At 55.6% G+C, this 12,544-nt stretch carries 10 protein-coding genes; 5 read left to right on the forward strand and 5 right to left on the reverse strand.

The features are described 5' to 3' along the window. Positions 1-165: 165 nt before the first annotated feature. Positions 166-1,317, reverse strand: coding sequence for a lactaldehyde reductase (gene fucO, locus QZH36_RS08615; RefSeq protein ID WP_301730156.1), 1,152 nt, complete (start codon positions 1,315-1,317; stop codon positions 166-168). A gap of 245 nt (positions 1,318-1,562) precedes the next feature. Between fucO and QZH36_RS08620 the strand changes: the two genes are divergently transcribed. Next, positions 1,563-2,213, forward strand: a complete 651-nt coding sequence (locus tag QZH36_RS08620) for a tetratricopeptide repeat protein (protein ID WP_301729991.1) — start codon at positions 1,563-1,565, stop codon at positions 2,211-2,213. Positions 2,214-2,953: 740 nt separating this feature from the next. Here the strand turns inward: QZH36_RS08620 and ampH are convergent. The 3 genes from ampH to opgB all read right to left on the reverse strand — a co-directional run bounded on the left by ampH (position 2,954) and on the right by opgB (position 8,274). Further along, positions 2,954-4,141 (reverse strand): D-alanyl-D-alanine-carboxypeptidase/endopeptidase AmpH, encoded by a 1,188-nt coding sequence (gene ampH, locus QZH36_RS08625; protein WP_253458157.1) that lies wholly within the window; start codon positions 4,139-4,141, stop codon positions 2,954-2,956. Between the two features lie 89 nt (positions 4,142-4,230). Beyond that, positions 4,231-5,793 carry a methyl-accepting chemotaxis protein gene (locus QZH36_RS08630; RefSeq protein WP_301250653.1) on the reverse strand — a complete coding sequence of 521 codons (1,563 nt, stop codon included), beginning with the start codon at positions 5,791-5,793 and terminating at the stop codon, positions 4,231-4,233. Positions 5,794-5,976: 183 nt separating this feature from the next. Further along, positions 5,977-8,274 (reverse strand): phosphatidylglycerol--membrane-oligosaccharide glycerophosphotransferase, encoded by a 2,298-nt coding sequence (gene opgB / locus QZH36_RS08635; RefSeq protein WP_301729992.1) that lies wholly within the window; start codon positions 8,272-8,274, stop codon positions 5,977-5,979. 510 nt (positions 8,275-8,784) lie between these two features. On the opposite strand from opgB, the gene QZH36_RS08640 reads away from it, so the two are divergent. Beyond that, positions 8,785-9,936: a porin gene (locus tag QZH36_RS08640; RefSeq protein ID WP_253458166.1), complete on the forward strand. Its 1,152-nt coding sequence runs from the start codon at positions 8,785-8,787 to the stop codon at positions 9,934-9,936. Between the two features lie 48 nt (positions 9,937-9,984). On the opposite strand, the gene QZH36_RS08645 is transcribed toward QZH36_RS08640, so the two are convergent. Continuing rightward, positions 9,985-10,374, reverse strand: a complete 390-nt coding sequence (locus QZH36_RS08645; protein ID WP_253458169.1) for a tautomerase family protein — start codon at positions 10,372-10,374, stop codon at positions 9,985-9,987. 120 nt (positions 10,375-10,494) lie between these two features. Between QZH36_RS08645 and QZH36_RS08650 the strand changes: the two genes are divergently transcribed. The 3 genes from QZH36_RS08650 to QZH36_RS08660 all read left to right on the forward strand — a co-directional run bounded on the left by QZH36_RS08650 (position 10,495) and on the right by QZH36_RS08660 (position 12,487). Continuing rightward, the gene (locus QZH36_RS08650; RefSeq protein ID WP_253458172.1) at positions 10,495-11,433 is read left to right on the forward strand and encodes a LysR substrate-binding domain-containing protein; all 939 of its coding nucleotides are present in this window, start codon (positions 10,495-10,497) and stop codon (positions 11,431-11,433) included. A gap of 138 nt (positions 11,434-11,571) precedes the next feature. Continuing rightward, complete coding sequence (gene mug / locus QZH36_RS08655) at positions 11,572-12,090, forward strand: G/U mismatch-specific DNA glycosylase (protein ID WP_301729993.1); 519 nt, start codon at positions 11,572-11,574, stop codon at positions 12,088-12,090. Between the two features lie 244 nt (positions 12,091-12,334). Next, positions 12,335-12,487 (forward strand): Hok/Gef family protein, encoded by a 153-nt coding sequence (locus QZH36_RS08660; protein ID WP_253458178.1) that lies wholly within the window; start codon positions 12,335-12,337, stop codon positions 12,485-12,487. Positions 12,488-12,544 lie beyond the last annotated feature (57 nt).

Raw genomic sequence — 12,544 nt, forward strand, 5'->3', positions numbered from 1 at the left:
GGCACACCGCATCTGCTTACTCTTTTTTGTCATGTATCAAGCCATGACGCCGCCATCAGCTATCTTGTGCCTGGCCGATTGCGGCATCAATCATTCAGCAGCGTTCCGGCAGGCGGCTTCACTGCCTGCGCAACATGCAGGCGCAGCGGCCTGCATAGCGTGCGATCAATAGATTTTGCGGTAGAGGCTGGCGATATCGTCCAGCGTTGCTTCTCGTGGATTGCCGCCGGTGCAAACATCGTCCAGGGCGGCCTGCGCCAGCGCCGGAATATCTTCTTCTTTCATGCCCACATCGCGCAGGCGGGCAGGAATGCCGACGTCGACAGAAAGCTGTCGGACGGCTTCCACAGCGGCTTCTCTTGCCTCGCCCAGACTCATGCTGCACACCCTGGTGACGCCCATCGCACGGGCGATATCACGGTACTTCTCGCCGGTGAAATCGGCGTTCCACGCCATAACGTGCGGCAGGATAATGGCGTTGGCGACGCCGTGCGGCACGTTGTAGAACGCGCCCAGCGGGTGAGCCATACCGTGCACCAGGCCCAGCCCGACGTTGGAAAAGCCCATGCCTGCCACGTACTGGCCCAGCGCCATATCCTCTACGCCCTGCTTGTCGCCAGCTACGGAAGCGCGCAGCGAACGGTTGATAATCTGAATCGCCTTCAGATGCAGCGCGTCGGTCAGCTCCCAGGCGCCCTTAGTGGTGTAGCCTTCGATAGCGTGGGTCAGCGCATCGATCCCCGTGGCGGCCTTGAGTGAAGGCGGCATACTCGCCATCATGTCCGCATCGATAATAGCGACGACCGGAATGTCGTGCGGATCGATGCAGACAAATTTACGGCGATTTTCCTCATCCGTAATCACGTAGTTAATGGTGACTTCCGCCGCCGTGCCTGCCGTGGTCGGAATGGCGATAATCGGTACGCAGGGATTTTTGGTTTTGGCAAAGCCTTCCAGACTGCGAACATCGGCGAATTCAGGGTTGTTGATAATGATGCCGATAGCTTTTGCCGTATCCTGCGGCGAGCCGCCGCCGATGGCGATCAGATAGTCCGCCTGTGCGGCTTTAAATGCCGCCACGCCTTGGGTAACGACGGCGATAGTCGGGTTCGGCACCACCTCGTCATAAATGACGTAAGGAAGATGATGCCGATCCAGCAGCGCGGTGACCTTTTCAATTACGCCCGCTTTAAGCAGTGTTTTATCCGTAACCAGCAGCGCTTTTTTAAGGCTGCGCTGGCTGACCTCATGGACGATTTGCGAGATAGCGCCGGGACCGAACCAGGAGGTCTCGTTCAGAATCATTCTTTGTAGCATCATCTTCTCCACTCGTTTCAAATTTTTTAAAATCACAAACGTTATTATCACTGGCTGGAAATATGCGGAGGAATGCCCGGACGAGTATTGATTAAGATCAGGTCACGGCGAGTCTTCAGGATGGAGTAATGACTATCAGGGCTTATCTTTACGGTAGGGTTTGTTAAGCTGCGGGTCCGTTAATTTTATAAGGTAGAGCTATGTTACGTGCAATCACGGCCGGAGTTTTGATGGTTTCCCCAATGATGGCCTTTGCCGATGCGGATCACCCTGAAATCGACTGTATGAAAATTAAGAACTATGCCGCAGCAGGCGATAAAGCTTATAAAGCAAAGCAGTATGAAAAGGCACGCTACAGCTATACAGAACAGGTAGCCTGGAGTGAAAGTTGCCAGCTTCCAGATAGCGCTATTGCGGTAGCTTATAATAATGTGGCGCTCACCTGGATACGTCAGGGAGACTATCGTAAGGCAAAAGCCTGGCTGCTGATTGATGAGAAAGACGCCAAATCGCAATATAATCTGGGGTTAATAAAAGAGAAACTTGCTGCCTTACCGCAGCCTGCTTCGCCCGCTGGTGAATACTGGGAATACGCAGGAAAAGGGATGTGGAATAGCTACAGCATCTCGGCAGAACAGGACCACTACAAAATTAACTTTGATGGCGTCTCGCCAGGGCTGATGGCGATGTATTACGGCCCGAATATCGGCAGCCTTGAAGGAAAGGCCACCATCCAGAACGGCAGAGGCGTACTGCAACAACGTGAGGAAGGTGACTGGGGCAACTGTGATGTCACGCTGCTCTTTACCCCAATGGATTTAACGACTCAGGTTAACGGTGACTGCGGGTTTGGTCATAACGTTTCTGCGGCTGGCCATTACATTCGCGTTGAATAGCATCGTTGGGCTGAACGCTCGGCAGCCCGGCCGAAATAAAGGAAAAGGCGTCCTGGCGGCCGATGTCTTATAAGCACAGCCGCGACGATATTCTCTGCCTGATTTTATTTATGCCTGACGTAATCCGCTTTTTTGCGCCGGTCCATCCGCTTTTTTCAGAGCAAGGCGTGGCGTCAGCTTTGGTCTGACGGGGCTCGTGCGGTTCTTCTGATGGGCGAGGTTCTCGCGGTGTACAGGTCTTTTCTGGCATGCGAGGCTCTTCTGATTCGCACAGCCCCTGTAGTGCACGAGACTCTTTTGGCGTGCAAGCCTCTGCTGATGGGCACAGCTCCCATAGTACGCTAGTGTCTCCTGGCGTATGCGACTCTCCTGACGTGTGCCGTTCTTCTGGCAAGCGTGACTGCCGTGGTGCGCGCGGTTCTCGGGGTTTACGCGGTTCTCGCGGCGTTCGCGGTTCCCGTGGCTCTCTTGGTTCACGCGGTTCCAGCGTTTCTCTGGGCGTGCGCGGCTGTCGCGGTGTACGAGGTTCGCGCGGTTTTTTCCCTGCCGGTTCTGTTTTTTCCTGCACGCTGGCTCCTGATAAATGAACTTTAAAGCCCAGCTTAACAAACGCCGGGGCGCTCAGGAAATGTCGGTGGAAAAGAGCGGGTTTCCCCGCTCAGACGAATACCGCCGCCACGTTTTCAATACGCTTATGCGGCAGGGCGGCGATAACCCAGCAAGACCATCGCCGTCGACAGCTACTCGCTTTCCATTATGGAGGCGGCCAGCTGCGCGCTGTCCGGCGTGTTGCCGATAAGCTCCGTCAGCAGGTTGTTCACCCCATCGCTCATTGGCGTGAAGCGGGTCTGCGGCGAGCGCGTCACCACGATAAACACGCCGACGCTATAGCGCGGCACCATCGCCATATAGGTAATAAAGCCGCCGCCGCCGCCGGTTTTCTGGATAATGCCCGGCCGGCCGCCCTGCGGCGCCATATAAACCCAGCCCATACCCAACGCGGAGGCTTTGCCCGGCACGTCCATTCCCTCGACGTTGGTCAGCTGGCCTCGCTGATAAATCATGGTCTGAATGCGATCGGCCTGAGGCGAACGCGCCTGCAGATCGGAAGACAGGAATTGCTGCATCCAGCGTCCCATATCGTCAGGCGTCGAATAGACGCCGCCGCTGCCGATAGCGGCCAGCGTATTGGTGCAGGGGCTGGCGCCTTTTTCCGCGATCATCAGACGCGAACACTGCTCGGGCGAGGGGGTAAAAGTCGTATCCTTCATGCCTAAAGGGCGCGTAATTTCACGCTGTAGCAACGCCGGATAGGAGGTGCCTGCGGCGCGAGCCAGCGCATCGCCCAGCAGATCGAAAGCCAGATTGGAATAGGCGGCGCGGGTGCCCGGCGCGGCTTTCAGCTGCGCATGTTTCAGCCAGTTCCAGCGCTGGCTGGCGGTTGGCCAGACGAAAACAGGCCGGTTCGGCTTGCCGCCGGGCTGCTCGCGGGGCAAACCGCTGGTATGCGTAGCCAGATTAATCAGGCGGATCGTCTGGCCTGCATAGGCCGGTACCGCGCTGCCCGGCGGCGCATATTTGCTTAGCGGATCGTCAAGCCGCACCACGCCTTTCTCCGCGAGCTTAACCAGCAGCTCGCTGGTCATCAGCTTGGTCAGCGAAGCAATACGGATAACGGACGTTTTCTGCGGCCTGACGCTGCTGCCGGGACGCACCGAGCCAAGACTGGTAAAGACGCGCTGGTTGGCGTCAATCGCCACCATCGCCATGCCGGTCGCTTTGGTGTTATAGAAGATATTCTGCGCGTAGCGATCGACAATCTGCGAGGCCAGTAAAGGATCGGGAGAGGTTCTTGCGGCCAGCGCGCCGAGCGGAAAAAGGACGCAGAGCGCCAGCAGGTGGAGTGGTTTCAACGTGCGTATATCCATCGGGAGCGGAAAAGTGCCCTTATACTAATCTTTTTCCTGGAGAGGAAAAAAGAGCGGCGGCCCTCTTTTTTACGGGCCGCCGTTAGCCGTCAGGCCGCGTTGTGGCTTACTTTGAAGATGCCGATGGCGCGGGAAAGCTGTTCAGCCTGTTCCTGCAGCGATTGCGCGGCGGCGGCGGATTCATTCACCAGCGAGGCGTTCTGCTGCGTAACCTGATCCATCTGGGTAATCGCCATATTGATCTCATCAATGCCGGTGCTCTGCTCGTGGCTGGCGATAGAGATTTCGCCCATGATTTCCGTCACGCTTTTCACGCTGGCCAGCACTTCTTCCATCGTGGTGCCCGCTTTGGCGACCTGCTTGCCGCCTTCGTCCACTTTATTCACGGAATCCTGGATCAGCTGCGCAATTTCTTTAGCGGCGGAGGCCGAACGCTGCGCCAGGTTGCGGACTTCTGAGGCGACAACGGCGAAGCCGCGACCCTGCTCGCCCGCGCGGGCGGCTTCCACGGCGGCGTTAAGCGCCAGGATATTGGTCTGGAAGGCGATGCCGTCAATCACGCTGATAATGTCGACAATTTTCTTCGACGAGGTGTTGATCATTTCCATGGTGCTGACGACCTGATTCACCGCCGAGCCGCTCTGCACGGCTACTTTCGAGGCCAGCGCGGCCAGCTCGTTAGCCTGACGAGCATTGTCGGCGTTTTGCTTCACGGTAGAGGTCATCTGCTCCATTGCGGAGGCGGTCTCCTCCAGCGAGCTGGCCTGCTGCTCGGTACGGGAAGAAAGATCCATATTGCCCAGTGAAATTTCGCCGGAGGCGGTAGCGATTAGCTCGGTGCCGGAGCGAACTTCGGTCACGATACGCAGCAGGTTTTCATTCATGGTTTTCAACGCCTGCATCAGCTGACCGGTTTCATCAGTTGAATTTACACGGATCTGCGTACGCAGATCGCCCGCCGCCACGTTTTCAGCAATACGTACTGCTTCGCGCAGCGGGGCAACGATAGAGCGGGTCAGGAAATAGCCCAGCACGACCGCCAGCAACGCCGCCAGCGTGGAGAAAATCAGCGTAATGCGGATTGCGGTAGCGCCATCGGCAACGGCGTTAGCGCCTTCCGCCTGCAGCTGTCCGGACTGTGAGTCGGCAAAACGCTTTACGATATCCAGATAGGCGGTTTGGGCAGGCGTCATTTTCATCAGAGCATAGTCGGCGGCGGCATCCTGATTACCGGCGCGCACTAAAGTAAGCAGCTCACTTTTGGCCGCTTCAAACTGCTGCGCCGCCTCTTTTACTGCCTGGATTTTCTTGATGCCGACTTCGGTTGTTTGCAGTTTGGCAATCTTGTCTATCGTCTGGTTGGTTTGCTGCGTCACGCTGTCCAGCTGGCCGTAACGCTTCTGGTTTTTCTCCGGATGCGAAGTCTCAATAACCATCCCGCGCAGATATTTAATCTGATCGTTAACCCCGTCGCGCGCGTCAAAAGCCAGCCTCACCTTGATATAGCGATCGTTAACAATGCGATCCACCGCGCCGTTAATGCTGCCGATTTTTACAATAGCCGTTACGCTGACCACGATTAATAACAGTATTACCAGGGCAAACGCCGCGCCGAGGCGCACGCCGACTTTCAAGTTTTTTACAGAAATCATCCGGATTGTTCCTTGCTGTTTAAAAAAGAGTCACTGAGGAAACCTTTAGCATTACAGGGGCATTAAATCGGCAGCAGGCGTGAAAACTTGATGGCATTGTGAGCGAAATCGCGCATAAGGTATGGACGGAAAAGAAAAAATGCGGCGGGCTTCCCCGGCCAGGGCGGCCGGGGAGAGGACAATTTACTGAACAGGCACGACTTTTAAACTTACCAGCCCGATGCCAAGCTGACGGGCGGTGAAACCGGCTACCGCGCCTTCGGCAGTGGTTTCCGGCACCGGCGCTCTGATAACCAGCGTGCGTTCCCGTGTCGGGTTGGACAGGCGAATGCTGACCGTACTGTCGCTATGGCTCAGGCGGAACGTCTGCTCGCTATCGCCAATTTTAACAACGAAAGGCCGCTGGCTGTTGGCGCCAAACGCGCGGGCCGTCAGCAGCAGATCGAAGGTTTCCGGCAGCGGCTCCAGCCAGGTAAGGGTGACTTCAGGCAGCAGTCCGGCATCCGACCAACGTCCGCCCCAAGGTTCGATATAGGAAAGGCCGGTGACCTTCTGCACCTGTTTTGGCAGGCCAGGCAGGGCAAACAGCAGCGTGTCGGAGGCATAGCGTAAATCCTCATCGGCAATGCGCAGCCGGGTCACGGTTTGCTGATAGCGTTCCTCGCTTTGATCACCAATCTGGCGGAAGCCCACGCGGCCCTGAGTCACGCCGGGGTTGATCTCGCGGATAGTTGGCGGTGAATTCAGCGTGCCGTCGGCAATGCACAGCTGCCTGTTAAGCGCCAGTTTCTCATCCCAGACATCGCCCATTTTAAAGCAGCTATCGATCCAGACGAACTTCTCATCCGGCGCAAAATTAGCCAGCTGCTGTTTTAACGGCGGCGCCAGATAGACATCGAACTTCGGCTCGATTTTGCCCGGTTTAACGGAGAGTAGCAGCGGCAGTTTGAAATGCACGCCGGCAAAGCTGAAAGTGTTATTCACCGTATCCGTTTTATAATCGGCAATCGCCTTCGGAAAATTCCACAGTTTAATCACGTCCGGCTTCCACTCGTTGATCTTCTCTTTGATATTCAGGTAAGTCGCGGCAAGAGAAGAAGACGAAAGGCTGCTGCGCCCCAGGCCGATAAAGTTATCGCCGCCCAGCGCGTCCAGCACCGTCGCGCCGTTGTCCAGCGTGCTGCGCTTAACCGCAATGACTTTACCGTCGTCGTTATCGCCACGCAGCATAAAGAAGAGATTGCTGCGGTCGTGCTGGTTAAGGAATTTCCAGGCGGTATTGTTCATTGCCAGATGATCGGAGCTGACCACGATAATCGTATTTTTAAACCACGGCGTGGCGCGGATCCGCTCTATCAGATGCGCAATATGCTGCTGGCTGCAGGCGACAGCGGCGAAAGATTTGTTTTGTTTGCCTTCCCACAGATAGCTGTTGCGCTGGCAGCTGCGCGAAATAAAACCGTCAGGGTGGTGCGTATCCACCGTCAGAGCAAACAGCGAGAAAGGCTGACCCTGCTGCGCCAGCTCGACATATTTATCGTAAACGCTATCCAGCACCGTATCGTCATACCAGCCCCAGTCGTTACGGTAGCTCGGATCTTTCACCACGCTTTTCAGTTCGTTAAATCCATACAGATGGTCGAACCCGTGCGAGGAGAGGAACAGATCTTTACCGGCAAAGCTCAGGCTGGCGCCCTGGTAGAAGTAGTTTTGATAACCCGCCGCTTTCAGAATGTCGCCCAGGCAGACATTCTGCGGATAGAAAGTTGAAAGCGAGCTGGAGGCGTTGCCGTCGAAAGGCGCGAACAGCGGGATACCGCACTGCGAGGCGACCATTCCCGCAATCGTATATTCGGTGCCGGGCAGCTGCTGGGTGTTGCTGAAATCCAGCGAACCCGCTTTGACGGCGTTAAGTTCCGGCGCAAGATGGGGAAAGGCTGCTTCGTCAAAGTAGGTGCGCTCCAGGCTCTCGGCATAGATATAAACCAGATTCGGTTTATCGCCGCGTATCTGCGTGCCGGGCACCTTATAGTGCGCGTAAAAATCGGAGTCGCCTTTGCCCAGCTGCGATTTCAGCAGATCGGCCACCTGCTGATAAGCGGGCGTGGTTTTGATCGAGGCCAGCGCCAGCACAATCGCCAGCAGGCCGCAAAGCTTGCTGCCGCTACGCTTTTGACCGCGTCGTAAGATCCAGGCAAGCAGGGCAAACAGTACCAGCAGCGCCAGCACCATGCCTGCGGCCGGCAGCAAATATTTACCGATGCCCGCGCCGCTCAGGCTGTTGGTGAGGGTATAGATAACCGCGTCATTAATGCCTTCGCCCGTAAAGTAGTTGCTGGCAAGCAGCGAAGCATTCAGCACGATATAAATACCCAGAAGTAAAACAATCGCGGAAAAGCCCAGCCTGTTTTTTCCAGCTTTCCAGCTGTACAGCGCGGCCGAGGCGATAAAAAGAAGCAGTGAAAGTGATTCAGATCCCATTATTTTTTATATTCCCCGAAAAAGGCAGTCCCTGCCGGTATTCATCACCAATTTGTAGCGAATCTTCCAATTTAACGCAGCCGGTTAAGGCTGGCAATAAGCGGCCAGACGAGAAAAATGACCGCCGTCACGGGGATAAACTTTCGTTGAGGTTCTGTTTAACTTCGCGTTTAACGAGGCTCAGGGACGCTGGCAAATCGTCAGGGCTAAAAATAAATTAATTAAAGATTAAGGCCTTCGCTGCCGAAAACCTGGTCAGGCTCTCCAGCGTTATCGGGAAACAGGGGCACAATGTGGACAGGGAATGAGAAACGTGTCGCCTCGGGCGTTTATTGGCAGGCGCTCTTAGCAATTCTAAAACAAAAATAGATAAGAGATTTTACAAAAGCCTTTTTTATCCGCTGTACTGCCGCGCTTAATCCCTATAATCGCGCGCAAAATCGGCTTTATGTGACGTTTTTTTGCTTTTTCGTTCTCTCTTTTTTTAGCAATGCTTTACAGGGCTACATAATGTTAACAAAAATGCGCGTGTTAAGTCAGGCTGTCGGCCTGGCGCTGGTGATGGGCGGAGCGTCTTTTGCCGCAAACGCTGAAGTAACGTTGATCAAACAGGATCCGCAGGCGGGCGATCCGCTGAGCCGTCTGAATTTCACCGTTGGCGGCAGTATCCGTCCCCAGTTCAATAACCTGACCGGCGACGACGGTAAAAATGCCTATAAGCGTAACGGCTTTGATGGCGGCACTCGTTTCCGTTTCCTGGCCGATTACTACCTGTTTGACGATGTCAGCTGGGTGGGGTATTACGAGCTGGGCGTAAATATTCCGGCGCTGTTCGACTGGGACAACCATTATGCGGCCAAAGCGCATGACACCAGCCGCCGTATGCTTTACACCGGTTTCCAGAGCAAGACCTGGGGTAAACTGACCTTCGGTCAGCAGAACAGCGTGTATTACGATGTGGTCGGCGCGAAAACCGATATCTGGGACTACGACATGCTGGCGCAGGCGCCGGGCAACGGCATCAACGGCGACTACGACGGTTCTTACCGTTCACGCAAAATGCTGAAGTATAAAAACACCTTCGGTAATGCGGACGTGCTGGCTTCTTATCTGTTTGCCGATAACGAATATTTGCCGGGTGATGGCCTGCGCTACAAGCGTCAGGGCGGCGGCTCGCTGGGCGTGGATTACCATCTGAGCAAAGAGCTGACCTGGGGCGCGGCGTGGAACTATACCCGTGCTGATATGCGTAATCCGGGCACCGGCGACGATAAAACCTGGAACCAGAACATTTACGGGACTTCCCTTAGCTGGAAGCCAGACAGCTGGACCTTCTCGCTTGGCGGCGGCTATTACCAGAACTATCTGCTGAGCAAGAAAAAAGGCGTGGATAACTACTTTGCTGGCGATGCGTGGGGTATTGAGTACCTCGCGGGCTACACCATCCCGGTTGGCAACTACGGCCTGAAAACCTTTATGCCGTATGTGATGGGCGACCGTCTGGAATACGTTAACGATCGCGACTATCAGCGTATCGATAACGGCGTGGGGATCACCTTCCAGCTCGACTACGGTTTCCGCGTGGATTATGAACACGTCTTTACCTCAAGCAGCGATAACCTGGGCGATATGAACCTGGTGCGTCTGCGTTACGACTTCTGATGCTCGCTTTCCCCGGCTTCGGCCGGGGATTGTTTCACGGCCCACGCCTCAAAGCTCGCCTGTCATATACTGCGCCACGCCGTTACCGAAGCTCCAGTCGCCCTTGCTGTTAGTGATAAAGCTGATCATCACGTCGGCCGGTGAAATACCGCAGCTTTCTTGTAGTTCACGACACAGTTCCGCCATAAAAAATTGCTTCTGCTCATCGCTGCGTGGACTGGTAAACACCCGTACCATCACCAGGTTATCGGTGCGCGTCAGCCCCAGGCCGGTATCCTCAAACACCATCTGATAAGGCTTGTTTTCGTGAACAATCTGGTAGCGATCGCGCGCCGGTACTTTAAAAGCGGCCAGCACGGCGCGGTGCGCGGCATCCAGCAGCGTTTTCAGTTCCGATTCCGAGCGACCCTGAATGACGTCAAATTGCAGTAATGGCATGGTTTTCCCCTTAAAATATAGTGTAATGGCACCTGAGCGGCAGAAGTTACTTTAGGGACATTAGCGCGCGGGAAAAAGCGCTATAGTTGAAATGATTATTTATTATAGTGAACAATGACGATGGCTATAAAAACCGATGCGTTATGGCTACATCTTCACTGGCTGACCGTGCTGGCTGAGCAGGGCAGCTTTACCCGCGCGGCCGAAAGGCTGGAAGTCAGCAAGGCCGCCATGAGCCAGAAAATCAAAGAGCTGGAGCAGCAGGCGGGCGTGCCATTGGTAACCAGAACCACCCGTACCCTGCGGCTGACCAGCGCGGGCGAAAAACTGGTTGAGGAGCTGCGTGCGCCTTTCGCTCAGATAGAACAGAGTTTTTTCAGTGTGCGCGATTCGGCCGGGCCGCTGCGGGGATTGATCCGCGTAACCGCGCCGGTCGCTTTTGCCCGGCAGCAGCTGGTGCCGCATATCACCGCTTTCCTGAAAGAACATCCCCAGGTTCGTGTACAGCTGGAAGTGTCCGATCGGCTGGTTTCTCTGGCCAGTGAAGGGTTCGATCTTGCCATTCGCCACAGCGATACGCTGCCCGATACGCATGTAGCGCTACCGCTATGCGCTACGCGCGCGCTGGTTGTGGCATCACCGGTTTATCTGCGCCAGTACGGCCAGCCGCAAACGCCGCAGGCGCTAAGCGAACATCAGTGCCTCTACTATCCGCGCGGCACGGAAACGCCGCAGTGGACTTTTTGCCGGGAAAACAGCAGCGAAAAAGTCGTGGTTAATGTCAGCGGTCCCTTCGCGACCAATAATAGCGAATCGATAAGGGATGCCGCGCTGGAAGGATTGGGCATCGCGCTGCTGCCTGATTTCAGCGCGCAGGGTGCCCTTGCCGACGGAAGACTGGTCGAGGTTTTGCCGCAGTGGCGAACGCCGGGCGCTTTTGCCGAACATCTTTACGTCGTCCGTCCCTGGGCTGCTCAGGTCCCACGGGCCGTAAGCGGATTCGTACACTGGCTGCGCGATGCTTTCGAGCGCCAAAGCAAAAGCGCCATGGCGCCGTAAGCTACCTTTAAAGCTATTGATCACGAAGATGAAGACACGCAGGGCGGCCGCCCTGAAAGTGATTGCCGCTTTGTCAGCAGGAAGAGGCTGTGAAGCGCTGAGCTATTTTACTCTTCCCTGAACGACAGGAGAAAACGTATGGAAGCCGAGATACATGGCATCAACGATATTCTTGCGCCCGACCTTAGCGTGATTTTTTGCGGCATTAACCCGGGGAAATCTTCTGCGCATACCGGGTTTCATTTTGCGCATCCCGGAAACCGCTTCTGGAAAACCATCTGGCAGGCGGGTTTCACCAAGCGTCAGCTAAAGCCGGAAGAGGAAAAGCTGCTGCTGACCACGCGCTGCGGTATCACCATGCTGGTGGAAAGGCCCACCCGTGAGGCTACGGAGCTTTCCGCTACGGAGCTACGCGAAGGCGGCAAACTGTTAGTCGATAAGATCATGCGCTATCAGCCCGAGGCGCTGGCGGTATTAGGCAAGCAGGCCTACAGGCAGGCTTTCGGCATCAGTAAGGTGGCATGGGGCAGGCAGCCGCATAAGCTGGGTGAAACGGAAGTCTGGGTGCTACCCAATCCCAGCGGGCTGAACCGTGCTTCGCAAGAGGAGCTGGTGGCGGCCTATAAAGAATTGGTAATGGCTTTAGCTGCTCGTTGAGACGATTTACATCGGCGTTGCAGGAAAATCAGAGCCAGCGCCAGCTTTAGTGAATTGCATCAGCGCGGGGAGAGGAAGGGCGTTACACTGCGCGACGGGTGCTCAGGATCTTTTTGTTCCGGGCAGCCGGGACAGAAAGAGAAAAGCCCCACCCGACGTCAGTCAAAGTGAGGCTACTTTCTACATCCAACAGTGTAAAGGTAGCCTTTTACCCGCTGTAAAGCAATGGAAAAGGAGGCCTGGGATGGCGCAAAAATTGTTCGCGCTCTGTTTAATAGTGGTCTGTGTAACGGTGATAGCCGTTATCTGGATCACCCGCGGCTCGCTCTGCGAGCTGCACGTTAAGCAGGGAGGTACAGAGGTTGTGGCCAGCTTAGCCTGCAACGCCGCAGGGTAGGGCAAACCGCCGGCGGACAGGACGTCTGCCGGCGCATTGTTGGGAGGATCCTTGAGC

The organism is Erwinia wuhanensis (assembly GCF_030484085.1).
GTDB lineage: Bacteria > Pseudomonadota > Gammaproteobacteria > Enterobacterales > Enterobacteriaceae > Erwinia > Erwinia aeris.